Genomic DNA, 25,585 nt, shown 5'->3' with positions numbered 1-25,585 from the left:
TAGACAGCTGGCTTACCACCGTTCTTTATCTACAGCTAGAATCGATGACATGAGTCCAGGAAAAGCGGTCTCGATGTCTTCTTTTCTTAAAGAATAGTAACGGTGCTTCCCGTCAATTCTCACTTTTACGACGCCTGCCTCCCTCAGCACTTTGAAGTGATGGGAAAGCGTGGATTTGGCAATATTCATCTCATACGTGCCGCATGTCCTCTCCCCCGCTTCCGCTAAGCAGCGGACAATTTCTAACCGGATTGGATCAGCCAATGCGTGCAGCACAGAAATCAGTCTCATGTCTTCTTTGTTTGGATGGTTTGGATTCGTCATACAATAAATGTATCGTATTTTGTGCCACCATACAATCTCATTCACCTGGAGCTGACTAGTCAAGTAACGATATGACTTCACAAACGTCCATTATTCATGAGACTGTCTGAAGGGAAGGAACCCATTTTGAAACATAATATATGGATGAGTTTATTGATGATGATTCTCGCGATCTTCCTCTGCGCCTGCCAGTCCGTCCAATATTCTCAGTCAAAACCACCTAGTGCTGAAGAGTTATTAGCTATGGATCAGCAGGCAGATTTATTTCAATGGGAAGGAACGGTCTATGAAACAAATGTAGATTGGACGACATCCTTACACGTCACAAAACATCAGCAAGTAGGTGTCATTCAGAAAACAGCCGTCAAAAATTTTGAACATGGTACAGCTTCTAGGCTGCAAAAAGGGACCGCTATTTACTCTGTGAAAGAGAGAGAAGACATGTTGGTCGTCGAACTTCACGGCAAAACAAAAATATATACCGCACATGCGGAAGGATAAATACCTGTCATGCAGACGGGTATTTTTTTAAGTTCATTTTCTTGTCATGGGTCATTGGTTTTGTTATCATAGCAAAAGTGACCACTCGGTTTCCATTGTGACCATATGGTTTTGCCGATTCGGAAAGGACTTATGAAGATGAACGAAAAGCAAGAAGAGATTTTGCGGGTTTCAAAGAAATTATTTTCTCAAAAAGGCTATATGAGTGTCTCCATGCAGTCAATTGCCGATGCCTGTAAAATATCAAAAGCGTCTATTTATAAACTGTTTGATTCAAAGGAAGCTCTTCTACTAGAACTGATTAAATACAATCAGCGCAAAATGAGAGAGATTTCCCGCATCATTCATTCAGAAACGACGCTGTCCAAAAAGGAAAAATTCACAAAGAAGATCAAGCTTGAGCTTGAAGAGTTTAAAGAGAATCATAAATTTTTGAACATGCTGTCCTTTGAAGCTTTTTCTCAGCATTCGCCTATTGTCATTAAACACTTACGCGAGACACGCTCCATTATCATGCAGCGGCACAGGGACATTATTTTGAGCACCTATGGTGAATCTGTCGCTCCTTATGTCTGGGATCTTGTGATTGTTCTCAATGGATTAATGAGAGAATTCATTTTAATGCTGGCGATTGAGCACAAGAACATCAAATTAGAAAATGCTGCTGAGATGATTATCGGTGTGATGGACCGTGTATCGAAAAAGCCTTGCTCAATTGAGCCTGTGTTAACAGATCAGCTCATGGACTCTTATTTGTTTTCCTCACAGGACGGATATGATGAAGAAAAACTTGTCATCTCGTACTTAACGAAGATCAAACAAGAGCTTCACGCACTGTCAAACGGAGAAGAAAAAGACGATCTCCTCTCTGCTTATGAGCTGCTCAATCAAGAATTATCAAAGGATGAACCGAGAACCTTTTTAGTCAGCTCACTGCTCGATTATTTAGGCAAAAACAGCGTTTTATCACAAAACGTGTCACAGCTGAAAAACATCATTTTATAGATAAAGAAGGGATAACATGAACCAATCAACTACATCGTATAATCGATCTGTGATTGTTGGGATTTTCCTCGTTGGGGCATTCGTTGCAATTTTAAACCAAACGCTTCTCATTCCAGCGATCCCGCATATCATGGAAGATTTCAATATTGAGGTCAGCAAAGGACAGTGGCTTACAACAGCCTTTATGCTGACAAACGGGATTCTCATCCCTATTACGGCTTTCCTCATTGAGAAATTTTCAAGCCGTTCTTTAGTTTTAACGGCACTTAGCATCTTTACAGCCGGTACAATTCTTGCTTCATTTGCTACGAATTTCCCGGTGTTACTTGCAGCGCGTATCGTACAGGCAGCCGGTGCAGGGATTTTAATGCCGCTGATGCAAACGATCTTTTTAACCATTTTCCCGAAAGAAAAACGCGGGCAGGCAATGGGCATGGTCGGACTTGTCATCTCGTTCGCACCTGCGCTTGGACCAACACTTGGCGGCTGGATTGTTGATTCCTTCAGCTGGAAGTTCTTGTTCTATATTGTTCTGCCAATCGGTATCATTGATCTCATTCTTGCTTTCTTCTTAATGAAAAATGTGACGCAGCAAAGAGAAACACGTATTGATGTTTTATCTGTCATCTTGTCGTCGTTCGGTTTCGGCGGGCTGCTTTACGGATTTTCTAGTGTCGGCACGTATGGATGGACGAGTGCGACTGTTCTCATTTCGCTGATTGTCGGCGCCGTGAGCTTGTTCTTCTTTATCCTGCGCCAGTCGAACTTAACAAGACCGATGCTGGAGTTTGGCGTATTTAAATTTGCGATCTTTAGCTTAACAACCTTCCTCGGCATGCTTGTCTTTGCTTTATTAATTGGGACAGAGACGATTCTGCCGCTTTATACGCAGAATGTCAGAGGACTGTCTGCACTTGATACAGGGCTTATCTTATTGCCAGGTGCTCTCTTCATGGGACTCCTGTCACCGATTATTGGACGGATTTTTGATAAAGTCGGCGGAAAAGGGCTGGCATTAGGCGGATTTACGATACTCACCGTTACCACCCTGCCATTTATGCTGCTCACCCTTGATTCATCAATCGCCCTCATTACGGTCGCCTACACGCTTCGGTTAATCGGGGTTGGGATGATCATGATGCCGCTGACAACCGCAGGTATTAACTCTTTACCGCCTCATTTGATCCCTCATGGGACAGCGATGAATAACACGATGAGACAAATAGGCGGTTCCATTGGAACGGCTGTGCTTGTTTCCATCATGAGCAGCTCTGCTGCAAATGCAGAATTGGTCAATCCATTAAAATCGGCCGTTCATGGAATGAATACGTCATTCTTCATTTCTGGTCTGATTGCGGTCATTGGACTCGTCCTCTCCTTTTTCTTAAAGGAAAAAAAACGTGAGAATAAAGTGATGAAGCAGGAGCTATCTTCCTCCTCGTCTTCTTCATAAGAAAAAGAGCTCGGCATATGGCCGGCTCTTTTTTCATATACTCATACAATATCGTCCTCTCTGTAAACACATTTGTATTTCTAGTGAAGAAAAACCTTGATAATTTAAAGAAAAGAGTTGATAATAGGAACTATTCAATTTGTGAGAAAATTTTTACTATAGGAGATGTATGCATTGAAGGTCGTTAAATTTGGTGGCAGTTCACTTGCATCTGGCAAGCAGCTGCAAAAGGTATTTGACATTGTAACAGCAGATCCAGCTCGAAAAGCAGTCGTTGTTTCCGCACCAGGAAAACGGCATTCAACGGATACAAAGGTCACCGATCTATTAATTAGCTGCGGTGAACAATATTTACGTTTAGGCGAAGCACATGATTTAAAGGAAGCAGTCATTGAGAGGTATGCCTCAATAGCGGATGAACTCGGATTAGGTCAAGACATTATCGATACCATCAGGCAAGATCTAGACACATTATTACAGGCTGATTCATCTCGCCCTGAGTGCTATCTTGATGCCATTAAAGCAAGCGGTGAAGACAATAACGCTAAGCTCATTGCCGCCTATTTTCGCCACCAGGGTGTGGAAGCTCATTATGTGAATCCAAAGGAAGCTGGTTTGTTTGTGAGCGATGAGCCTGGCCAAGCACAAGTTCTGCCGGAGTCTTATGATCATTTGTACAAATTAAGAGAGCGCTCTGGCATTATTATATTCCCTGGCTTTTTTGGCTTTAGTCTCGCGGGAGACATCGTCACCTTTTCGCGAAGCGGCTCCGATATTACCGGCTCCATTTTGGCGAACGGTTTGAAGGCAGATGTATATGAAAACTTTACAGATGTCGATGCTGTTTATGCCGTCAATCCAACAATCGTTCATGAACCGAAAGAGATTACAGAGCTGACATACCGGGAAATGCGAGAGCTGTCCTATGCTGGTTTTTCTGTGTTCCATGATGAAGCACTTATTCCAGCCTTCCGTGCAGGCATTCCGGTTCAGATTAAAAACACCAACAACCCGTCAGCAAAAGGGACAAAAATCGTAAATCAGCGGGACCATACAAATGGACCTGTTGTTGGAATCGCCTCAGACAATGGATTTTGCAGTATTTACATTAGTAAATATTTGATGAACAGAGAAGTCGGTTTTGGACGAAAGGTGCTGCAAACACTAGAAGAGTATGGGCTTACGTATGAGCATGTTCCTTCTGGCATTGATGATATGACCATTATTTTACGTCAGGATCAGCTGGAGGAGCAGCATATCGAAGAGGAGCTGCTAGACCGCTTGAAGGTCGTGCTTGATGCAGATGAGGTCGTTTTAGAGCGAAATCTTTCGCTGATTATGGTTGTAGGAGAAGCGATGCGTCATAATGTTGGCACAACAGCAAGAGCGGCAAAGGCACTGTCAAAAGCGAAGGTCAATATTGAAATGATCAATCAAGGCTCTTCAGAGGTCAGCATGATGTTTGGCGTCAAAGCGGCTCAAGAAAAAGAAGCTGTTCAAGCCTTGTATGAGGAATTTTTCTCTATGTCTACTGTCCCTGTCTCTCTTTAATCAGAAGGCTGCCAGATCTTTGGATCGGCAGTCTTTTTTCATCTCGACGATCAGAGTGTTTTTGCGCATTAAAGTGTATCTATTTCTTGTTTGATTTTGTATGATAGAGACAAATCAACTATCTGTTCCGGCCTATGTTCGGAGCTACAAGGAGTCCTAAAACAATGCCTCGTCAACAACTATTAAAACAGTTTCGCAATTTTCATGATGCTTCTACTAGTATTTTAAACATGATGAGTCAATTCATTGATGTGAATACACTGTTTATTGCTAAAAATGATCAAAACACCAATCAAATTGTAAAGGTGCTAAATCATGACGAGCAGCTTCTTGAAGAAGGAGAAGAACTTCCTTACGAAAAGACATTTTGCAAGCTTGTGGTCGATCATCGGGATACACTTGTGATTCCTGACATTTCGAAGGATGACCGTTTTAAATACTTAGAGGTTACGAAAAATCTTCAAGGCGGCTCGTTTATTGGAGTTCCCATTAATTTCACAGATGGGACGAACTACGGAACGATTTGCGGACTTGATTTGAGGCCGAAGCAGTTCACAGAAGAGCATGTGTATATGTTTGAAACGATGGCTTCATTATTAAGCTATGTCCTCGAACTAGACCGTGCCAACCGGCAAATTCGGCAATTGTCTGTACCGATCGTACCAGTTGTTGACGGTGTCGCTGTGCTTCCTCTGCTTGGTGATATCGAAGAGACACGTGCTCAGCATATTTTAGAAACCATTTTACAGGAAAGCTACAGGCTGTCGCTCTCTCATTTGGTCATTGATGTATCGGGAACCAAAAGCCTGAATGAACAAAGCATTCAATATTTGGTCAGCTACGCACAAACGCTGAGACTTTTAGGAATTTCGGCAGTTTTAACAGGTATTAAGCAAGACCTTGCTTTAAGTGCGATTCAATCCAATATATCGTTTAAAGACATCACCATCCGGAAAGACTTGCCACAGGCACTTGCCCATATTGGGTTGACGTTTACCAAAAATGAATAAGTGGTGATTCACCAAAAAGGGCTAAAATGAACTTCATTTTAGCCTTTTTCTTTTGGAAACGGCAGTCGTATGGTAAATGTCGTTCCATTGTTTTTTTCACTTTTCATATCAATATGCCCTTCATGCAGGTCCACAAGCTGCTTCACGATAGACAAGCCCAATCCGTATTCTCCATACGGTGTATTCGTTCTTGAGATATCCGCTTTATAAAAACGTTCCCATATGTGTTTGACTTCGTCTGGCGCAATGCCAATGCCTGTGTCTTCCACTTCGATGATCGTCTCTTGATTTTCTTGTTTTCCTCTTAAGTAAATACGGCCGTCTTCTGTGAATTGAATCGCGTTCTTTGTGATATTGACAAGTATTTGAATGAGCCTGTCATAATCTGCATAAACCTTTAGCTCGGGATCAACGTCCACGATCAGCTGATTGTTTTTCTCTTCGGCGATTCGGCTCAGCTGCTCTTTCATCACTTCAAATGTGTCAATGAGTGGATAATGAAATTTCTGAAGGGTAATTTGATTCGATCTAATTTTCTCATAATCCATATTTTCATTGACGAGGCGCAACATACGTTTTGTCTCATCAGTGATTAAGGCATAGCATTTCTCTTTCTCTTCTGCTGACACATCCGCAGTATTCAGCCATTCCACCAGTCCTCGAATGGTGGTCAGCGGTGTTTTCAATTCGTGAGACACATCTGCGATGAATTGACGTCTGCGCTTTTCGAGCCGGTCAATTTCCTCTCTTGATTGCTGAAGACGCTTGGCCATCATATTAAAATCCTCACCAAGTGTGCCTATTTCATCAAGGTGTTTGTTTTCAAGCTTGATGTTGTAATCACCTTGCGCAATCTTTTCAGTCGCCTCTCTCAACTTTTTGATGCGGTTCACATGAAATTTAGACAGGAACAGGCTGAGAATAAAGGTGATCGTCAGCGCCACAAATACGATGATATACAGATAACGATTCATTTGGGCGATGAGCTGTTCAGCGCCTTGAATCGGGGCAATAAGGACAACTCCGCCCTTTAGCTTTCCATCCTCCATGACAGGGAGCGCCACAAGTGATGCCTCTTGATCAAGGCGGCGTGAATCACTTCGCTTCACAATGATTTGCTCTCCTTTTGAGAGTTTGGCCCATAAATCCTTTGTCAATAATACTTCATGCGGCGGCATCACTTGCTGCTGAGACAGAATATCTCCTTTTTCATCAAACACGAAAAAACGAATTTGCCTCGTCGAAAGAATATCTTCAAATGGCCGCAGACGAAAGGTCATTTCGCTTTTAGGAAGTCGTTTATAATCTTGCAAGATTTCATTCCCATAGGAGCTCATTTCATTCACTCTGTTTTGATAGGCAATATCTTTCACAAAATGAGATAAAAGGGTGCTGATAATGACAATGGCAATGAGCAATAACCCAAGGTGACTGATCAGCAGCTGATAAAAATATTTAATCTTCATCGAACTTATACCCTACGCCCCATACTGTATACAAAAAGGGCTTAGGCCCGTCCCCAATTTTTTGACGCAGCCGTTTAATATGAACATCTACCGTTCGTTCATCTCCATAAAATTGGTATCCCCAAATTTGCTCAAGCAATTGTTCTCGTGAAAATACTTGCCGAGGATGCTGAATAAAAAAGCACAGCAGATCGTATTCTTTCGGTGTGAGGTTCTCTATTCGCTCTCCATCTAGGAAAACTTCCCTCGTTTTTTTATCCAACTGAAAATGTGCTGTCTCCAGCCGTTCGCCCTCATTCAGCTTTTCTTGAGTAGTTGTATGAGCAAAGCGTCGTTTCACCGCTTTAATTCTTGCCATCAAGGTTAGTGGACTAAAGGGCTTGGTCACATAATCATCTGCCCCAAGATCAAAACCAAGCACCTGATCAGATTCGGTTTCCTTGGCTGTCAGCATGATAATCGGAATGTCACTGATCTGGCGCACTTTTTGACAAATGGTCAGACCATCCATCGAAGGAAGCATGACATCTAAAATGAGCAGATCCCAATCCTCCTCTTGCTTAAAGCGATTCAATCCTTCTAATCCATCATGAACGAATTCCGCTTGAAATCCCTCTCGTTGAAAAAACATATCCGTCATTGTACAAACGCTCTGATTATCTTCAATCATTAATATTTTCATGATCAGCCTCCGCTGCTACCATTGTTTTTCTTTATGTAGCTTTATTTTACATGTTCCCTTTCAAATCTCAATTGGATTCCACTGTTTTTATGAACTTATCATCGTTTGGTCATCTTTTATTCATACTTATTGAAAGAACTAATACTGCGGTGAATCACATGAGGTTTTTTTATGATGGCATTGCAGAAGATGGTCAAGATATTGGTTGAAATAGGACAGCGTCATTTACATATATTTAGAGAAAGAACTTCCTGACAGTTATAGGATAGATCTATTTAAAAAAGCTCATCACTATATCGATGAGCTTTTTTATCATGCCAGCAACTTCAAATAAGCAGCGTTGTTTTCCTCTTCAACCGCCTGTAAAATCTGCTGTGCCTGAGATGCGCTTGTGATGCTGCTTAACTTTTGTATGATGTCTTCTTTCGATAACGCACAGCCTGGTGCTCCCTGCGGAATATCAACCCGCTTGCTCATGGTGGTGCCGTCAGTTAAGGTGAGCTTCACAATCGTAAAGCGTCCTTTTGGAACAGCATCGGGATGGGGTACTGTCGTTTGATCATATCCTCTGCTCACCCGCTTCATCCATGTCCGCATGTCGAATGGAATGTTTTTTTTCGTAAAGGCATCCAGCGTAAGCGTCTGTCCAAACACTGCAAGTGCGATGACATATTCGACACTGAATCGTCCTTCTTCCCCGGTTAAAGGTGTCCGCTCAATAAGCGCTGCATCCCCGCCTGGCGGGAATATGACATCGACCTGTTTTACCTGCTCCGGCAAGAAAGACCGCTCTTTCATTAAGGATTGGATCGCATCTGCTGCATGGTGGGCTGCTGAGCAGAATGGATATACTTTGAACCACAGCCCCGGTGAAACGATACGCCATGTAGAACCATAGCCCTCTAGCAAACGGCTTTTCGCAAGTTCCAGATCTCCATAAAGTGAAAAGAAACCAAGCACGCCATCAAGAACCGAGTCATTCCCGCCAAAACCTGAACAAGCTAAATCCATAGACCAAACGGCTGTTTTAGCAGCTAAGCCGGCTTGTAATGGTTTCATATCAGAGCCAAATTGCTTTCGCATTCCGGCTGATTGCGCTCCGGCAAAGCCGATTGCTTTCGTCAGTTCTTCCTTGGAGACTTGTTTCAAATAGCCAATCGCACACACTGCCGCAATGGCTCCGAGTGTTCCTGTATTATGCCAGCCCCGCTCATAATGCGCCTTACCGATCGATTCGCCAAGTCTTGCCATCACTTCAACACCTGTGATGTAGGCAGCTAAAAACCGCTCGCCATACCCTTTGCCATCTGTCAGCTGTGATAGCAGCGCTGGAATGATGACCGCGCTCGGATGTCCTCTCACATCTGAGTGCACATCATCATAATCAAGGGCATGGATGAGGTAGCCATTCAGCATTGCTGCAGATTGGCGGCTCACCTTCTTTCCTTGTCCAATGACAGGAATCTGAGCGGCTCCGCCTTCCTGTTCAACAAGCTGCATCAGCTTTTGGATCCCTTCATCCTCTTTCGCAGCAAGCGCTGATGCTGCCGCGTCTAACAGGCCATTTCTAGCCATTTGAATGGCCCGCTCATCTTGCAGCGGATCAGCAGAAAGCACTGCTTCTGCCAGATGTTTTGTTAATTCCATGATCGAGACTCCAATGCCCGAACGGCAAGCTCAGCAAAGAAGGCAGCGGAAACTGGAAGTGCGTCTTCATTTAATGTAAACGCAGGGTGATGCCACTCCTTCGTACCACTAGTCCCCATCCATACAAAAAAGCCTGGAATGCGTTCTTGATAAAGAGCAAAATCTTCTCCGCCCGGTGACTGCTCTGCCTGCACGACATGTAAGTCAAGTGAGCCAGCCGTTTCTTCTACTACCTTTGTCAGACGCTCATCATTCATGACAGAAGGCAAATAAGGATGCCATCTCACTTCAGCCTCTGCTCCGAATCCTCCTGCAATTCCGCTGACGATTTGTTTCATAAGCTCCGGAATCATCGCTCTTACTTCAGGCTCAAACGTGCGAACGGTTCCTTCCATCTCAACACGGTCGGGTATGACATTCCATGATGTACCGCCTTTGATACGTGTGATACTGACAACCGCATGATGCAAGGAGCTGATGCGGCGGCTGACGATTTGCTGAAGGGCGCTTGTGATCTGCCCGCTGATGGCTATGGGGTCTACCGTGTGATTTGGAATACCGGCGTGGCCACCCGTTCCTTTAATATCGATTTCAAACCGGTCCACACTCGCCATCAATGCTTTTTCTCTGATGCCAATCGTGCCAACTGGCAGGTCAGGCTTGTTGTGCATACCGAAAATCGCATCGACTCCATCTAAAACGCCTGCCTCTATGACGTGTTTCGCCCCTTGAGCAACTTCCTCAGCCGGCTGGAACAAAATACGCACCGTTCCTTTGATCTCGTGTTTCCGCTCTTTTAATAAAAGAGCCGCGCCAAAAATAGAAGCTGTATGGAAATCATGACCGCATGCATGCATTTTACCCGGTACCTTTGAAGAAAATGGTTCGCCAGATGCCTCTTCAATCGGAAGTGCATCAATATCGGCTCTCAAAGCAATTGTTGGCCCCTCTTGTTCTCCTTTGATTTCACAGACAACGCCTGTTTGAAGGGCTGGGATATCAAGTACAGTGATCCCTTCCTCTTCTAACCAGTGGCGCAGTTTCTTTGTCGTTTCATATTCTTCAAACGCCAGCTCTGGATGCTCATGAAGCGCTCGGCGAATGTTGATCAAACGTTTGTTTAAAGCTTCATTTCCTATTGATTTCACTAGACACTCACCCCTCTAAAGAATAAAAAGCAGCTTATGCTTCTTCAGCCGCTGCTTCTTTTTGGATAAATCGTTTCGTTCGTTCATTCTTTGTTTCATCAAATAGCTCAGTTGGCGTCCCCTGCTCGATAATATGACCATCCGCCATGAAAATCACATGGTCTGCCACTTCTCTTGCAAATGCCATTTCATGTGTGACGATGATCATTGTTGTTTCTTGAATCGCAATGGATTTAATGACTTGAAGCACACCTGAGACAAGCTCTGGATCAAGCGCTGACGTTGGTTCATCCAGCAAAATCGCATGTGGATCAACCGCTAACGCGCGGGCAATCCCAATCCGCTGCTGCTGTCCGCCAGATAATGTGACTGGATAGCTGTCAGCCTTTTGCTCTAATCCTACCTGCTTCAGCAGTTTCATACCGATTTCATTCGCCTGCTGCTTCGTCATTTTTTTCGTTACTAGCAATGATTCTGTAATGTTTTGCAGTGCTGTCTTGTTTTTAAACAAATTATAGTTTTGAAACACCATGGCCGTTTGTTGACGCAGGTGATAGGCTTCTTTACGTGAATATTTGGACGCATCGAGCTTCGCATCGCCAATTTCAATCGTGCCTTCATCAGGTGTTTCTAATAAATTTAAACAGCGCAGCAAGGTGGATTTACCGGAGCCAGAAGGTCCGATAATGGCCACAACCTGCCCTTTTTTCACGTCGAGATTGATTCCGTCTAAGACGACAAGGTCGCCGAATGATTTCTTCAAATTGGTGAGCTTGATCATGTCCACACCTCCTTAATTCCGGTAAGGTTTGCTGATTTTTCGTTCAAATAGGTCCTGCAGGAAGCTATAAATGATCGTCATCACCCAATACACGATCCCTACGGCTAAATAGGTTTCAAAGTATTTATAGTTCGCCGATGCAATCATCTTCCCTTGTGCAAACATTTCTGCCACACCAATCGTAAAGGCAAGAGATGTTTCTTTTAAAAGACCGATAAAGGTATTCCCTGTCGCTGGAATTGCATTTCTGACGGCCTGCGGGAAAATAATTCTAACGTAAGACTGCCATCTTGTCATACCGACAGATAAGCATGCCTCAAGCTGTCCTTCATCCACTGAGTTCAGAGCCGCTCTGAAAATTTCTGCTAAGTATGCTGAGTTCTTAATACTTAATCCGATAATGACCGCTGTTAAAGCATCCATTGAGGTCATCGCAGGGAATAGCTGCGGGAGACCAAAATAAATGAGAAAGAGCTGAACCAAGGTTGGAACCGCTCTGAAGAAAGAAATATACAGCTTGGCAAATTGGTATAAAACAGGTATCCGGTTTTTCGTAATGAGAGCGAATACCACACCAATGATAATGGCAAATACCATGGAGACAATCGCCATGAAGATCGTTATCGGCAAGTATTGAAGCAATGTCGGAAACACCGTCACCATATACTGCCAATCAATTTTGTTCATGTCTGCTCTTCACCGCCGCTGTCGTTATTTTTTAATTGGCACTGTCACATCGTCTTTGAAATATTTCTCAGACAATTTCTTAAGTGTCCCGTCTTCTCTTAATTCTTTGATGGCTTTGTTAAATTCTTCTCTTAGTTTGTCATGCTTTTTATCTTTCGCAAATGGATAGCCTACTTCTTCATACACAATTGGGTTGCCTACGATTTTCAGCGGCAGACCTGTTTTTTCAATTTGAGCAAGTAATACACTGCGTCCGTTGACATAAGCATCTACGCGGCCATTTGCCACTTCATTTAATACGCCGTCTTGCGTTTCATATGTTTTAATCTTAATTTTCTTGTCAGGGTCTTTGCTCTCTAAGTTTTTAGCATGGTTAGAGCCAAGAACCGCCGCCACTGTTTTTCCTTTTAAATCGTCAAGACCTTTGATGTGGTTGTTGTCTTTTTTCACGATGATTTGTGTTCCTGCGTAAGCGTACGTATCTGTAAAGTTAAATGTTTGTTTACGCTCGTCTGTAACGGCAACTTGGTTTGACACTGTATCGAGCTTACCAGATGTCAGCTGTCCCATTAGTCCGCTGAATTCGCTCAGCTGCCAGTCTAGTTTGTAGCCTAGCTTTTTCGCAATGGCTTCTGTTACTTCAACATCGAATCCTACAAGCTTGCCATTGTCTTTATAAGCAAATGGATAGCTTTGTCCTGTAGCGCCTACTTTTAACACTTTTTCGTCTTTGCCTTCACTCTGATTGTTGCCGCCGCAAGCTGCTAAAACTGCCAGCATTGCTGCAAATAGAACGACTAGCCACTTTTTGTTTTTCATGTTTGTAAACCCTTCTTCCTCTTATGGTTGTGTGATATCTGATCTTAATTGTTTTTTGAAATAAACCGTGATATGACCTTTGCCTAAATCCTTTTCACCTGCTCTGACATAGCCTTTACGCTCATACATCTCTATGAGCCATGGATGCTTATCAGCTGTACCGAGCGACACGTACGGCACCTTCAGTGTATCCCTTAGCACTTCGGTTTCAACCCATTCCAGCAAGGCTGAGCCTGTGCCTTTTTTGGCGGCTGGTTCTGAGGCAAACCACCAGATATGAGGGACGCCGAACGGTCCTGGCTGCTCTCCCCAAGGCATACGGAGTGATAAGGTGGATAGAAGCTCTCCGTTTTCTTCCATCACATAGCAAAGATTCTTTTGTACATTATTCTGAACGAGAGCGAAATCAGCATGTGCTGCTTGGAACTGGATGCCTAGCTCACGAATTGGCTCGTAGGCTCTTGTTGTCAGTTCAAGCAGCGCCTCTATATCTGCCTCTGTTGCCAGACGAAACGTGTATCCCAACGTTAGTCACCTCACCCTTATGTCGTGTAGCGATTTTTTGGCTCTGTTAATCCGAGATTTTCTCGCAAGGTTTGTCCTGTGTAATCGGTTTTGAATAAGCCTCGTTCCTGAAGGATTGGGACGACGCGGTCTACGAACACATCCAGCCCTTCTGGCAAGAGCGGCGGCATGACATTAAAGCCGTCTGCTGCTTCTTCAACCAGCCATGTTTCCATCACGTCTGCCAGCTGCTGCGGCGTTCCAATGAAAATATTATGACCGCGTGAGCCGGCAACTGATTGATAGAGCTGGCGAATGGTCAGATTATCCTTTCTCGCCATATTCATCACGAGATCAAAACGGCTTTTCACCGCATTTGACGTGCTCGGATCAATCTCTGGAAGCGGTCCGTCTAAAGGATACTGAGACAGATCAATCCCGCCTAAGTAATTTTGCAGAATGCTCAGTCCAATCTCAGGAACAATCAGCTCCTGTAATTCTTCATATTTCGCTTGGGCTTCTTCCTCTGTATCAGCAATGATCGGGAAGATACCCGGCATGATGCTGACGTCCTCTCTAGCACGGCCAGCAGCTTCTACTTTCCCCTTCAAGCTTTGATAAAATTCCTTCGCTTTATCGAGATCGTTTTGTGCAGTGAAAATGAGCTCTGCTGTTTTTGCTGCAAGCTTTTGGCCATCTTCAGAAGATCCTGCTTGAATGATCACGGGCTGCCCTTGCGGCGTCCGTGATACGTTGAGAGGACCTCTTACTGAGAAGAACTCACCTTTATGCTGGAGCTCATGAAGCTTACTAGATTCGAAGAATTCTCCCGTTTCCTTGTTTCTGACAAGGGCGTCTTCTTCCCAAGAATCCCAGAGACCTTTGACGACTTCGACGAACTCTTCTGCCCGCTCATATCGTTTATGGTGTGCTAAATGCTCTTCTCCGCTAAAATTTTTCGCTGTTTCTTCAATAGAAGATGTGACCACATTCCATGCCGCTCTTCCGCCTGATAAATGATCAAGGGAGGCAAACTGCCTTGCAATATGGAAAGGCTCACTGTATGTAGTGGAAGCTGTTGCTGCTAAACCAATGGTGGAAGTAGACTCAGCAATGGATGAAAGCAGCGTGAGCGGTTCAAATCTCGTTAATACGTTCGGATGAGAGGTTTGATTAATGGATAAACTGTCGGCTAAAAAGAGCAAATCCAGCTTTCCTTCCTCTGCCTTTTTCGCTAATTGTTTAAAATAATCTAGGTTCATGGCTGCATCTGGTACTGCATTCGGATGTCTCCAAGAGGCAACGTGATGTCCAGTTCCTGCGATGAATACGCCTAACTTGAGCTTCCTTTTCGGCTGTGACACTTGTTCTTCATCCTTTCTATATCCTAAATGTATCAAACCGAAGTCCTTAGAAGATACATTTTTCTGATTGAATTAATCGGTTTTATTAATAAAAAAAGGGCAAATGTTGCGAAAAATGAAAAATAATTATTACTATATGCCCTTTTTACAGGATTGTCAACCGCCTTCTGAACCTCCAAAATAAGGGATTTCAAACGCTCATGACGGTGTATCAATCTCAATATTTCCGATGAGCCGGTCTGTGGTATGTGTCACCAATTGACTACGCTCCAGCATGTTGTGAGCGATGACAGAATGAGTGGAATTTGCGGTGCGGACAGCAATCGCTTTTTGAGGAGATAGATTGATGATGTTATTGCGCAGCACACGGGCTGAGGCGGCCTGGTCAATAAAGATCGCCGTCGGCTGTCCGATCGATCGATTTAAATAGAAGCGGTTATCTCCAATTTGTGGTGAACCATTTTTAATATACATCACCACATATAAGGATGTTTCTTCAAAGGAATTATCTTTAATTTCCAATGCCCCCGTCGTGCTGCTGTATACAGCGTAGTTTTGATAGTGTTTAAAGCGATTCTGCCAGATGAAAGCCTTTGCATTTCCAGTGACACTGATCGTATACGAAGAATCTAGCTCCGGGTGTCCTTCTTGAATAAAGTGGTTGCCGTTGATTCCAGCTTCCCCTTCCTGCACCCAGATTCCTCTGCTGAATTCTTTGAATTGATTGTGCTGGATGAGAATATTCGTTCCTCTCACCACGGCCGCATCGATAACAGAGTAGACCGTATTGTTTGAAAAGACGACACTATCCGATTGATAGATACGCAACGAGGCGCTTCTTTTTCCGGTATTCGTTCCTGATTCAATATGGTTTCCTTCTATTAGAATACGATTCGCCATATAAACGGACACAGCCGCATCTTCAAAAAGACTAATCTTATTGCCTGTAATGTGAACACTGTCTCCTCTCACATCAATTCCTTTTTCAAACCCCTCAATCATATTGCCAATAATCATCACATTGTTTTCCGTTTGGCCAAGTGAGACGCCTAAACTCGTAATCCCTGCTTTTGTCACACCTCCTCCCACTGCACGAATCATATTGTTGGCAATGATCGTTTCGGTGGAGAAGCCATAGGAGATACTGCTATCTGTATGATTGCCTTCAATGATCACACCATAACCGTTAAAGTTATAGATGGAGCTTGCAGCACCTCCTCTGACGATGTTGTTGCGAATCTGAATATTCAAAGGCTCCTCCATATTAACGGCATTTTCTCCATAGCCTTCAATATCAATGCCCATTCTTGGCTCGACCCCATTTACTCCTGCTCTTTCCAAGAGACAGTCCTCCACAATAACCCCATCACAGCCTGTAATCGAAATATTGTTGCGTCTCGAATCTGTGATGGTGCAGCCAGAAATTTCAATAGATGCAGCAGGCGAGTATGGTTCCCCCTCTGTCAACAAACCGTGGGGACTGACAATGATGCCGTCTCCCGTACAATTTTTTATTTGGACATGATTGACCTCTACATGGGAGGCACCTTCAATACATATCCCAAAGCCCCATTCATGGGTTCTTCGTTCAGCGGGGAGCGGCTTGTATACATGCTCATGTCGATCCCCTTCAATACGCCCGCCTCGAATGGTTACATGCTCAACCTTTCCTATATAAAAAGCTGCATACCCCCATGAATCATTTGGTTTCACCTTTATTACAGCGTCTGACGCCATCTCAATGCATATATGACTTGGCACCCGTATACCTGCACCTCGGAAAGGAAAAAATGGATCACCTCTGTACACCGCATCGATTAAATACGTGCCGCTCGGCAGCCAGATATGGGAATACCCCTGTGCTTTTGTCCACTCTAAACATTCATTGAGCTTAGCTGTGCAATCCGTTTTCCCATCAGCAATTACGCCAAAATCTAGTACATTGACAACTGGTTTTTTCAGATCAGCTTCATTCAATTCCCCCAACCTAATCACTCCTTTTCACACATGTTCTCTCGTCATCCTATGCATGTGGTAAAGGTTTGCTTGTACATTGCTTCAAATTTTAAATAAATTCTTTTGAAATAACTTTCCGATAATTTTCACTTCAATGAATTTTTCATTTTTTTGAGTCTTTACGCCTATTGAACTAACATTTTCCTGTTTTAGAATAGTTTTATATTGACACAAGAACTATACAAGAATATCATTTTTCTCATATCTCTTTTTTTAAGAAAGGATCTATGCCATGTCTACAATTGACCACGATAAAATTGTTAAAAGTGTTCCTCAAAAAGGGTTTTTTGGACATCCTAAAGGACTTTACACACTGTTTTTCACTGAATTTTGGGAGCGTTTCTCCTATTATGGCATGCGTGCACTGCTTATTTATTATATGTACACAGAGGTGACAAAAGGCGGTCTAGGCTTTGACCAAACGACAGCCAATTCGATCATGTCTGTCTATGGTGCACTTGTTTATATGTCAGGCGTTATTGGCGGATGGCTCGCTGACCGGGTATTTGGATCATCCAGTACGGTCTTTTATGGCGGAGTTTTCATTATGCTTGGCCACGTGATTTTGGCTTTGCCAAGCGGAGCAACAGCGCTCTTTATTAGTATGGGACTGATTATTATCGGGACAGGTCTTCTTAAGCCAAACGTTTCAAACATTGTTGGCGACCTGTATACAAAAACAGACCCGCGCAGGGACTCTGGATTTAGTATTTTCTACATGGGGATCAACATGGGTGGCTTTATTTCCCCATTAATTGTCGGAACACTCGGTCAAAAAGTGAATTTCCACCTCGGGTTCTCACTCGCTGCCGTTGGGATGCTTGTTGGACTTATTACATTTGTGGTCACAAAAAAACCGAACCTTGGTCTTGCCGGCACGTATGTGACAAATCCATTATCAGCTGCCGAACGTAAGAACTTCAAAATTTACGGATCATTGGTTGTGATTTTGCTTGCAGTTTTTGCTGTCATTGGCATTCAAACAGGCGCACTCACAATTAATCTATTCACTTGGTTTGTTAGTGCCCTTGGTGTACTCATTCCGATTGTTTATTTCATTGTCATGTATTTCAGTAAAAAGACGAGCGCAGTGGAACAATCCAGGGTTCTCGCTTATATTCCATTGTTCCTTGCTGCCGTGATGTTCTGGGCGATTCAAGAGCAGGGCTCAAACATTTTAGCAACATATGCAGATCAACGAACAAACTTGAATTTCCTTGGGATGACACTAGCGTCTTCATGGTTCCAATCATTGAACCCAATCTTTATTGTGCTGCTGTCTCCAGTGTTTGCTTGGTTATGGGTCAGACTTGGGAAGAAACAGCCGTCTACCCCGATTAAATTCTCACTCGGTCTTCTGTTTGCAGGGTTATCCTTCATCATCATGATCATTCCTGCATACATGTCCGGTCCGAACACACTTGTGAGCCCATTATGGCTCGTTCTGAGCTTCTTCCTCGTCGTGATCGGAGAGCTCTGCTTATCACCAGTTGGACTGTCAGCGACAACAAAGCTGGCCCCTGCTGCCTTCTCAGCGCAAACGATGAGCCTTTGGTTCCTTTCAAATGCAATGGCACAGGCGATCAATGCGCAAGTAGTCAAACTGTTTGATAAAGTGCCGGAAACCGTCTATTTCGGTATCATCGGATTGCTGGCCATCGTTTTATGCATTGTGATGCTATTACTGACACCAGTGATTAAGAAAGCGATGAAAGGCGTTCATTAATAAAAAACTGGACATGAGTACATCATGTCCAGTTTTTTACTTTATTTATGATCATTATCTTACTGCATTATTCATTCATTTTCATTGGTACTGTCTCATTTATTTCAATATTAAAATAATTCACGGCATTGTGATAACAAATATCTTTGACTATTTTTCCTATAAATTCGTAATCCCTTGGAAGCTCACCATTTTCTATCCAAGTCCCAAATAAATCACATAAGATTCTTCTGAAATATTCATGGCGAGGGAACGATAAAAAGCTTCTGGAGTCTGTAAGCATCCCTACGAAAGTGCTAAGCAAACCTATATTAGATAATGTTTTCATTTGATCTAGCATGCCGTCTTTTTGATCATTAAACCACCACCCGGATCCAAATTGAATTTTTGCTCTGGCATCAGAAGACTGAAAATTCCCTATAGTAGAGGCCACAATCGCATTATGAGCGGGATTTAAATTATAGATGATGGTTTTAGGTAAAAGGTTGTCTTTGTCTAATTCATTCAAAAAACCATTTAAATGTCTTGCTAGGTGGAAATCAGACATAGAGTCGTACCCACTATCTTTCCCCGTTAACTTGAACATTCGTGTATTATTATTCCTTAAAGCACCTATGTGTAATTGCATGGTCCAATGAAGAGAATGATATTTTTTACTCAGGTGAAGAAGAGTGTTTGTTTTAAATTTATTGATATCCTCTAGAGATAGTGTTTTTCCTTGCAGCGCACGTACAAATATAGAAGACACTTCTTGTTCAGTAGCTGGTGAAAATGGAAATATTTCAAAACCATGATCAGAAATTCTGCATCCATTCGCGTGAAAATAATCAATTCGTGAATGTAATGAAGCGATAAAATTTTCATATGTTAAAACAGCGCCGTTGATTGAATCACCTAATTTTTCTATATAGTTTACAAAATTTGATTGTTCAATATTTAAAGCATGATCCGGTCTAAATGTAGGTAGGACCCTAGTTTTAATTCCTACATCTTTACGTATGATTTGATGAATTTCTAAAGTATCGATTGGATCATCAGTCGTACACACAACTTTTACATTAAATTTTTCTAAAATTCCATTTGTGGACATGTTACTTTCATTTAATCTCTCATTACAAATATCCCAAACTTGATGTGCATTTTTTTCTGAGAACAACTCATTTATATTGAAATAACGACTTAATTCTAAATGTGACCAATGATAAAGAGGGTTTCCTATTGTATATGGAACCGTTTGCGCCCAAGCTAAGAATTTTTCCTTGTCACTTGCATTCCCCGTGATCAATCTTTCTTCTACGCCTAACCATCGCATCGCCCTCCATTTATAGTGATCTCCATTAAGCCAAATATCAGTCATATTTTCATATTTTTTGTTAGCAGCAATGTCATCAGCCATTAAATGCGTATGAAAATCATAGATTGGCATATTTTTCGCGTAATCATGATAAAGAACTTTTGAACTTTCGTGATGAAGCATCATATCTTCGCTTAGGAATGTAGACAATATCGTCACCTCTATACTTATGTTTAGAAAATCAATGAAATGAAATGAAATAAGGTGTTATTAACAAAAATAACACCTCACTTTTTTAGATCTTACTTAATTCACACTCCGTATTTACGTAGAGTGCGTCTCGTTGTGCAATTAAGCAAAGTTCTGCGGCTTTAAAAGTATGTTCTTGAGTCATAGCATTTTCAGTACCGTTTAAACAATCTAAAATAAGTTCACCAAAGTAAGGGAATCCTACTTCACCATTTAGAGAAAAATGCTGCTCTGTCTGTTGATTTACTAAGTATAAATGGTCTCCTGTTTTATCCCTTGCGATGTCTACGTATTTGCGAATTTCAATATACCCATCTGTTCCAAGAATGAATGTGCGCCCATCCCCCCAAGTGCTAAGACCATCAGGAGTCAGCCAGTCTACTCTAAAGTAGTTTGTAGCCCCATTATCAGCAATCAAAGTAGCATCACCAAAGTCTTCTAATTCTGGATATTGATGATGCTTATAATTGCCCACTTTACTATGTACAACTTTTGCATCTTTTGCGCCAGAATAGAAAAGGAATTGTTCAATTTGGTGACTGCCAATATCACATAGAATACCTCCATAATATTCCTTTTCGAAAAACCAGCTTGGTCTGCTTTCCACATTACTACGATGTGGGCCAGTTCCAAGAACTTGTACCACTTTTCCAATGGCTCCTTGTTCAATCAATTGACCAGCAAATACGGCACTCTCCACGTGCAAACGTTCACTATAATAAACAGCCCATTTAAGTCCCGTTTCAGCTGTTTTTTTACGAGCAAGCTCCAATTGTTCTAACGTTGTAAAAGGTGATTTATCGGTAAAGTAATGCTTACCATGATCTAAAACACGCAGCCCTAAATCACAGCGTTTAGATGTAATGGCTGCGCCTGCCACGAGCCTGACATCTGGATCTTCGAGGATTTCTTTCTCACTTTTGGCTGCCTGTACCATCGGATAAGCTTTACAAAATTCTTGTACTTTTTTCTGATCATGATCATAAACCCATTTTAATGCAGCCCCAGCCTCAGTTAATCCATTGCACATTGCATAGATGTGTCCATGATCAAGACCTATTGCCGCCATGACGAATTGTCCTTCTGTAACAACAGGGGCACTTTTTCCCTTAGGAGCATAATTCATTCCATCACTTTTCTGCATGATTGTTCCTCCTCAAGTAGCTTCCAGTTTATTTTTAATAATTTAATAACGTTAGACTCATAGTTTCTCGTAATTTCCTCCAACGGTTATCGTATCGTCTGAAAAATTTTCTACACTGCTTTGTTTTTCATAAAAATGCTTAACGTTCGCGAGCATTCCTTCACGTGTATAAAAAGGATCGTCTGCTGAAAGAGGAAGCTTCACATGAACACCTTGGTTTGCAGATTTATAGATGGCTGTAATAAGTTCTAGTGTTTTTCTTCCTTCTGTTCCATCAATTAAAAGCTTCTGGTTACCCTTGATAGCCATTAAAAAATTATTTATTTGTCCTTTATGCCCTTCAAATAGTAATTCCGGATATTGATGAAAAGCTTCCTGAATACGATTTTCTAAATCCTCATTATTTTTCTCTTGAGGAAACCCATTTTCTTTAGCTATTTGAGCATTTACTTTCCATGGGACAGATACTCTAGCTTTTTCACCTTGAAAAATCAATTGTTGTTCTTCTCCATGATGAACAACAGAACTGGTTACTTGTGCTAAGCTGCCATTTCCATATCGAAGTACAGCAATAGAAAGGTCTTCAACCTCTGCATTATCATGCAAGGTATTACTAGTTGCTGCAAAAATGTCAACCGGCAATCCTAACATCCATTGCAGCATATCAATATGGTGGACAGCATGATTAAGTGTACAACCTCCACCTTCTTTTTCCCATGTACCGCGCCACCATAAATCATAATAACTATGACCACGCCACCAAAAAGAATCAACTTGAGTATGAGCGATTTTTCCAATGAGGTTTTGATCAAGGACATGTTTTAATCTCATAATGGGCGTCATAAACCTGTTTTGAGCAACAACAGATAAAAGCTTCTGGCTTTCAATAGATGCTTTTATCATTTCGTCACATTCTTTTAGAGAAGAAGCCATAGGTTTTTCTACTAAAACATGTTTGCCTGCTTTAAGAAAATCGATGGCAATGGCTGCGTGCATATAAGGAGGTGTACAAATGGAAACGGCATCAATCGTAGGATCATTCAATAATTCTTGGTAGTTAGCGACAACTCGTGCTTCCAGGTTATATTTTGTTGCTGCAGACATTGCTTTTTCAGGATAAATATCAGCTAAAGCTACAATTTTACTGATTTCAGGCATTGCAAGATAAGCCTCGATATGGGCAGTTGCAATAGATCCAGTTCCTATAATGGCGATGTTGGACATATCAATCTTTCCCTTCTGCAATAAGATAAATTTTCACTTCTAATAATAAGATAGCGCTTTCAAAAAACTGAATGATTCACCTAACTGATAGATCAGAGTACCGTTCGTTTTATTAATATTCTAGTTATACTAGTATGGTAGCTCAAAAACATTATAACTTAATCTTTTTGAATTTTGTATAGTTTTTTGAATTTTCTTTTTAATATCCCACACTTTTATGATTGATTATGGCTTACATAGTGGAATCATCAAGAGATGCTCACAGTGAAAGTATTCAGAAAAATGAAATTAATGTCTACCATTCTAATCTACTTGTATGGTAGTATGTTAGAGAAAGGAGATTAGAATAATGAATATTGATTTTAAAAACCAAAACCTCTCTACGAGGGAACAAGTTTACAATATGCTAAAAGATCAAATATTAAGCCTGAAGCTTCCACCTGGGACAAATATTTCTGAAAAAGAAATATCCGTTCAATTTAATGTTAGTCGAACTCCTGTAAGAGAAAGCTTTTTAAAATTATCTCAAGAAGGATTATTAAGTATCTATCCTCAACGAGGTACTTTTGTTTCTTTAATTGATTTGAACCTTGTGGAGGAAGCACGGTTTATGCGAGAACATCTCGAGAAGGCAGTGATTAGACTAGCCTGTCAGGAATTTTCTGAAGAGCTGATTAATGATTTAGATATGAATTTAAGTATGCAAAAAATTTGCGTTAAGAAAAAAGACTATAAAAAAATGTTTGAATTAGATGAGGAGTTTCATAGAACGATTTTCAAACGGTGTAAAAAAGAAAAAACATGGTTAGTTATTCAACAGATGAATGTACACTTTAATAGGAGCCGCATGTTAAGGCTAGTAACAGATTACAATTGGGATAATATTCTTTCTCAACATGTAAATATCTTCAAAGCTATACAAGATCAAGATGCTGATAAAGCTGAAAAAATCATGGAAGAGCATTTGAAAATTGCACTTGTTGATAAAGAATTATTGAAGAAAGAATATCCAAATTATTTCAAATAACATTAGGGGTGATGATAGATGAGGATGACATTCAGATGGTTTGGAGAAGGAAACGATACGATCACACTGGAACAAATAAAGCAGATTCCAGGAGTGGAAGGAATTGTTTGGGCACTGCATGATGTGCCCGTAGGAGAAGAGTGGCCAATAGAAAGAATGTTAGAAATGAAAAAATTAGCTGAGAAACATAACCTTCATATTGAAGTAGTTGAAAGCGTGAATGTTCATGAAGACATTAAGCTCGGACTTCCAACTAGAGATCGATACATAGAAAATTATAAGAAAACAATTCAGAAGCTAGCAAAGGTGGGTGTTAAAGTCATATGTTATAACTTTATGCCTGTCTTTGATTGGATACGTACAGACTTAAATAAAACACTTTCTGATGGATCTACAGCTCTATTTTATGAACATAGTCGAATTAAAGATATTGATCCGAAAGAATTAGTAAATAAAATTAGTGAGAACTCCAGTTTAACCATGCCAGGTTGGGAACCAGAGCGGTTAAATCACCTCCACCAACTTTTTGAAGCCTACAAAAATATAACAGAAGATGATTTATGGGCCAACTTGAAATATTTTTTAGATCAGATTATTCCAATTGCAGAACTTCATGATATTAAGATGGCTATTCATCCTGACGATCCACCTTGGCCTGTCTTTGGTCTACCGCGAATAGTAACTAACCAAAAAAACATCAGAAAAATTTTACAACTAAATAGCAGCCCATATCATTGTATAACGCTCTGTACAGGATCTTTAGGAGCAAACTTAGAGAATGATTTAGTTTCTATGATTCACGAATTTATTGATAGAATACCATTTACTCATATAAGAAATGTACGTGTATATGATAACGGGGACTTTGTTGAAACATCGCATCGATCAAAAGATGGATCAGTAGATGTTTCAGCCATTATACATGCTTATTATGAAAGCGGATTCAAAGGTTATTGCAGACCCGATCATGGAAGACACATTTGGGATGAACAATGCAGGCCTGGATATGGTCTTTATGATAGAGCACTTGGAATTATGTATTTGTGGGGAGCTTGGGATGCTTTAAAAAATAAACAGTCTGGACAAAAAAAGCAAAGGAGGAAGCTACATGGTAAACATACAAGAAAATAAACATTTAGCTGGTAAAGTAGCTGTCATCACAGGAGGAAGTGGCGTACTTTGCAGCGCTATGGCAAAGGAACTTGCTAGACATGGCGTGTCTGTGGCTATTTTAAATAGAACAGTCGAAAAGGGCGAAAAGGTAGCCGAAGAAATTAACCTTATGGGCGGGAAAGCGATTGCGATTAAATGTGATGTGATGAATAAAGATAGTGTGGAACAAGCCGAGAAGATTGTAACAGAGGAATTAGGCAATTGTACCATATTGATAAATGGAGCTGGTGGTAACCACTCCAGTGCAAATACAACCAACGAAATATTTCAAACAGAAGACCTTACTAATCCTGAGGTAAATACTTTTTTTCATTTAAGTACAGATAGTGTGCAAAATGTATTTGATTTAAATTTTATGGGGACTTTCATTCCTACACAAATTTTCACTAAACATATGGTTCATCAAAAGGGAGCAGTTGTCATCAACATGTCATCTATGAGTGCCCCTTCTCCAATGACCAAAGTGCCTGCTTATAGCGCCGCAAAAGCCGCAATTGAAAATTTCACCAAATGGTTAGCTGTTCATATGGCCGAGGCAGGAATTAGAGTAAATGCTATTGCACCGGGCTTCTTTTTAACCTCACAAAATAAAAACCTTCTCCTAAATGAAGAAGGAGATTATACAGAAAGGTCTCATAAGATTATTTCGAACACACCAATGAGAAGGTTTGGTACGCCAGAAGATCTTCTTGGAACCCTATTATGGCTTGTTGATGATCATATGTCAGCATTTGTTACCGGCGTGACAATTCCTGTTGATGGAGGTTTTATGGCGTATTCAGGTGTTTAA

The 25,585-nt window shown here is 41.5% G+C and carries 23 protein-coding genes; 9 read left to right on the top strand and 14 right to left on the bottom strand.

Annotated elements, in window-relative coordinates:
• Positions 1 to 12: 12 nt before the first annotated feature.
• Positions 13 to 324, bottom strand: a complete 312-nt coding sequence (locus tag NSU11_RS02155; RefSeq protein ID WP_024427315.1) for a metalloregulator ArsR/SmtB family transcription factor — start codon at positions 322 to 324, stop codon at positions 13 to 15.
• Positions 325 to 450: 126 nt separating this feature from the next.
• On the opposite strand from NSU11_RS02155, the gene NSU11_RS02150 reads away from it, so the two are divergent.
• From NSU11_RS02150 to NSU11_RS02130, 5 genes are all read left to right on the top strand, one after another.
• Entirely contained in the window at positions 451 to 825 is a 375-nt protein-coding gene (locus NSU11_RS02150; protein ID WP_117590485.1) for a hypothetical protein, read from the top strand.
• Between the two features lie 138 nt (positions 826 to 963).
• Complete coding sequence (locus tag NSU11_RS02145; RefSeq protein ID WP_234107571.1) at positions 964 to 1,830, top strand: TetR/AcrR family transcriptional regulator; 867 nt, start codon at positions 964 to 966, stop codon at positions 1,828 to 1,830.
• A 16-nt stretch (positions 1,831 to 1,846) separates the two neighbouring features.
• Complete coding sequence (locus NSU11_RS02140) at positions 1,847 to 3,283, top strand: MDR family MFS transporter (RefSeq protein ID WP_044335522.1); 1,437 nt, start codon at positions 1,847 to 1,849, stop codon at positions 3,281 to 3,283.
• Between the two features lie 174 nt (positions 3,284 to 3,457).
• Positions 3,458 to 4,834, top strand: coding sequence for an aspartate kinase (locus tag NSU11_RS02135; RefSeq protein WP_024425532.1), 1,377 nt, complete (start codon positions 3,458 to 3,460; stop codon positions 4,832 to 4,834).
• A 164-nt stretch (positions 4,835 to 4,998) separates the two neighbouring features.
• Positions 4,999 to 5,844, top strand: coding sequence for a GAF domain-containing protein (locus NSU11_RS02130; RefSeq protein WP_025093640.1), 846 nt, complete (start codon positions 4,999 to 5,001; stop codon positions 5,842 to 5,844).
• Positions 5,845 to 5,882: 38 nt separating this feature from the next.
• Here the strand turns inward: NSU11_RS02130 and NSU11_RS02125 are convergent, their stop codons facing one another.
• From NSU11_RS02125 to NSU11_RS02080, 10 genes are all read right to left on the bottom strand, one after another.
• Positions 5,883 to 7,310 (bottom strand): HAMP domain-containing sensor histidine kinase, encoded by a 1,428-nt coding sequence (locus tag NSU11_RS02125; protein ID WP_034622940.1) that lies wholly within the window; start codon positions 7,308 to 7,310, stop codon positions 5,883 to 5,885.
• Positions 7,300 to 7,992, bottom strand: coding sequence for a response regulator transcription factor (locus tag NSU11_RS02120; RefSeq protein WP_044335526.1), 693 nt, complete (start codon positions 7,990 to 7,992; stop codon positions 7,300 to 7,302). The genes NSU11_RS02125 and NSU11_RS02120 overlap by 11 nt, the downstream gene beginning before the upstream one ends.
• A 312-nt stretch (positions 7,993 to 8,304) precedes the next feature.
• Entirely contained in the window at positions 8,305 to 9,639 is a 1,335-nt protein-coding gene (locus tag NSU11_RS02115) for an MmgE/PrpD family protein (protein WP_171463952.1), read from the bottom strand.
• Complete coding sequence (locus NSU11_RS02110) at positions 9,630 to 10,787, bottom strand: amidohydrolase (protein ID WP_308281038.1); 1,158 nt, start codon at positions 10,785 to 10,787, stop codon at positions 9,630 to 9,632. The genes NSU11_RS02115 and NSU11_RS02110 overlap by 10 nt, the downstream gene beginning before the upstream one ends.
• A 34-nt stretch (positions 10,788 to 10,821) precedes the next feature.
• Complete coding sequence (locus NSU11_RS02105) at positions 10,822 to 11,568, bottom strand: amino acid ABC transporter ATP-binding protein (RefSeq protein ID WP_044332617.1); 747 nt, start codon at positions 11,566 to 11,568, stop codon at positions 10,822 to 10,824.
• Between the two features lie 12 nt (positions 11,569 to 11,580).
• Positions 11,581 to 12,255, bottom strand: a complete 675-nt coding sequence (locus tag NSU11_RS02100) for an amino acid ABC transporter permease (protein ID WP_149125991.1) — start codon at positions 12,253 to 12,255, stop codon at positions 11,581 to 11,583.
• A gap of 24 nt (positions 12,256 to 12,279) precedes the next feature.
• Positions 12,280 to 13,074, bottom strand: a complete 795-nt coding sequence (locus NSU11_RS02095) for an amino acid ABC transporter substrate-binding protein (RefSeq protein WP_073203792.1) — start codon at positions 13,072 to 13,074, stop codon at positions 12,280 to 12,282.
• A gap of 21 nt (positions 13,075 to 13,095) precedes the next feature.
• Positions 13,096 to 13,599 (bottom strand): GNAT family N-acetyltransferase, encoded by a 504-nt coding sequence (locus tag NSU11_RS02090; protein ID WP_024425523.1) that lies wholly within the window; start codon positions 13,597 to 13,599, stop codon positions 13,096 to 13,098.
• A 17-nt stretch (positions 13,600 to 13,616) separates the two neighbouring features.
• Positions 13,617 to 14,942 (bottom strand): LLM class flavin-dependent oxidoreductase, encoded by a 1,326-nt coding sequence (locus NSU11_RS02085; protein WP_073203789.1) that lies wholly within the window; start codon positions 14,940 to 14,942, stop codon positions 13,617 to 13,619.
• Between the two features lie 198 nt (positions 14,943 to 15,140).
• Positions 15,141 to 16,928 (bottom strand): right-handed parallel beta-helix repeat-containing protein, encoded by a 1,788-nt coding sequence (locus NSU11_RS02080; protein ID WP_216100061.1) that lies wholly within the window; start codon positions 16,926 to 16,928, stop codon positions 15,141 to 15,143.
• Between the two features lie 262 nt (positions 16,929 to 17,190).
• Between NSU11_RS02080 and NSU11_RS02075 the strand changes: the two genes are divergently transcribed.
• Positions 17,191 to 18,684 carry a peptide MFS transporter gene (locus NSU11_RS02075; protein WP_125587087.1) on the top strand — a complete coding sequence of 498 codons (1,494 nt, stop codon included), beginning with the start codon at positions 17,191 to 17,193 and terminating at the stop codon, positions 18,682 to 18,684.
• A 67-nt stretch (positions 18,685 to 18,751) separates the two neighbouring features.
• Here the strand turns inward: NSU11_RS02075 and uxaC are convergent, their stop codons facing one another.
• The 3 genes from uxaC to NSU11_RS02060 form a co-directional block, all read right to left on the bottom strand.
• Positions 18,752 to 20,188 carry a glucuronate isomerase gene (uxaC, locus tag NSU11_RS02070; RefSeq protein ID WP_342493775.1) on the bottom strand — a complete coding sequence of 479 codons (1,437 nt, stop codon included), beginning with the start codon at positions 20,186 to 20,188 and terminating at the stop codon, positions 18,752 to 18,754.
• A gap of 85 nt (positions 20,189 to 20,273) precedes the next feature.
• Entirely contained in the window at positions 20,274 to 21,371 is a 1,098-nt protein-coding gene (locus NSU11_RS02065; protein ID WP_342493774.1) for a Gfo/Idh/MocA family oxidoreductase, read from the bottom strand.
• 57 nt (positions 21,372 to 21,428) lie between these two features.
• Entirely contained in the window at positions 21,429 to 22,595 is a 1,167-nt protein-coding gene (locus NSU11_RS02060; RefSeq protein ID WP_342493773.1) for a Gfo/Idh/MocA family oxidoreductase, read from the bottom strand.
• 349 nt (positions 22,596 to 22,944) lie between these two features.
• On the opposite strand from NSU11_RS02060, the gene NSU11_RS02055 reads away from it, so the two are divergent.
• Genes NSU11_RS02055 through NSU11_RS02045 form a run of 3 tightly spaced genes read left to right on the top strand, consistent with a single transcriptional unit; the run spans position 22,945 to position 25,585 of the window.
• Positions 22,945 to 23,622 (top strand): GntR family transcriptional regulator, encoded by a 678-nt coding sequence (locus tag NSU11_RS02055; protein WP_073203778.1) that lies wholly within the window; start codon positions 22,945 to 22,947, stop codon positions 23,620 to 23,622.
• A gap of 18 nt (positions 23,623 to 23,640) precedes the next feature.
• Positions 23,641 to 24,753 carry a mannonate dehydratase gene (gene uxuA, locus NSU11_RS02050; protein ID WP_342493772.1) on the top strand — a complete coding sequence of 371 codons (1,113 nt, stop codon included), beginning with the start codon at positions 23,641 to 23,643 and terminating at the stop codon, positions 24,751 to 24,753.
• Positions 24,731 to 25,585, top strand: a complete 855-nt coding sequence (locus NSU11_RS02045; protein ID WP_206534100.1) for an SDR family oxidoreductase — start codon at positions 24,731 to 24,733, stop codon at positions 25,583 to 25,585. The genes uxuA and NSU11_RS02045 overlap by 23 nt, the downstream gene beginning before the upstream one ends.

It is taken from the genome of Bacillus sp. FSL R5-0712, assembly GCF_038593285.1.
Lineage (GTDB): Bacteria > Bacillota > Bacilli > Bacillales > Bacillaceae > Bacillus > Bacillus safensis.
Note: the sequence above shows the minus strand (reverse complement) of the source record. Positions and strands in the feature narration are given on the sequence as shown.

Excerpts from the sequence above, each read along its gene's own strand:
- NSU11_RS02155 (WP_024427315.1), bottom strand. The coding sequence starts at position 324 with ATGACGAATCCAAACCATCCAAACAAAGAAGACATGAGACTGATTTCT.
- NSU11_RS02145 (WP_234107571.1), top strand. The coding sequence starts at position 964 with ATGAACGAAAAGCAAGAAGAGATTTTGCGGGTTTCAAAGAAATTATTT.
- NSU11_RS02140 (WP_044335522.1), top strand. The coding sequence starts at position 1,847 with ATGAACCAATCAACTACATCGTATAATCGATCTGTGATTGTTGGGATT.
- NSU11_RS02130 (WP_025093640.1), top strand. The coding sequence starts at position 4,999 with ATGCCTCGTCAACAACTATTAAAACAGTTTCGCAATTTTCATGATGCT.
- NSU11_RS02125 (WP_034622940.1), bottom strand. The coding sequence starts at position 7,310 with ATGAAGATTAAATATTTTTATCAGCTGCTGATCAGTCACCTTGGGTTA.
- NSU11_RS02120 (WP_044335526.1), bottom strand. The coding sequence starts at position 7,992 with ATGAAAATATTAATGATTGAAGATAATCAGAGCGTTTGTACAATGACG.
- NSU11_RS02115 (WP_171463952.1), bottom strand. The coding sequence starts at position 9,639 with ATGGAATTAACAAAACATCTGGCAGAAGCAGTGCTTTCTGCTGATCCG.
- NSU11_RS02105 (WP_044332617.1), bottom strand. The coding sequence starts at position 11,568 with ATGATCAAGCTCACCAATTTGAAGAAATCATTCGGCGACCTTGTCGTC.
- NSU11_RS02100 (WP_149125991.1), bottom strand. The coding sequence starts at position 12,255 with ATGAACAAAATTGATTGGCAGTATATGGTGACGGTGTTTCCGACATTG.
- NSU11_RS02095 (WP_073203792.1), bottom strand. The coding sequence starts at position 13,074 with ATGAAAAACAAAAAGTGGCTAGTCGTTCTATTTGCAGCAATGCTGGCA.
- NSU11_RS02075 (WP_125587087.1), top strand. The coding sequence starts at position 17,191 with ATGTCTACAATTGACCACGATAAAATTGTTAAAAGTGTTCCTCAAAAA.
- NSU11_RS02065 (WP_342493774.1), bottom strand. The coding sequence starts at position 21,371 with ATGCAGAAAAGTGATGGAATGAATTATGCTCCTAAGGGAAAAAGTGCC.
- NSU11_RS02060 (WP_342493773.1), bottom strand. The coding sequence starts at position 22,595 with ATGTCCAACATCGCCATTATAGGAACTGGATCTATTGCAACTGCCCAT.
- NSU11_RS02055 (WP_073203778.1), top strand. The coding sequence starts at position 22,945 with ATGAATATTGATTTTAAAAACCAAAACCTCTCTACGAGGGAACAAGTT.
- uxuA (WP_342493772.1), top strand. The coding sequence starts at position 23,641 with ATGAGGATGACATTCAGATGGTTTGGAGAAGGAAACGATACGATCACA.
- NSU11_RS02045 (WP_206534100.1), top strand. The coding sequence starts at position 24,731 with ATGGTAAACATACAAGAAAATAAACATTTAGCTGGTAAAGTAGCTGTC.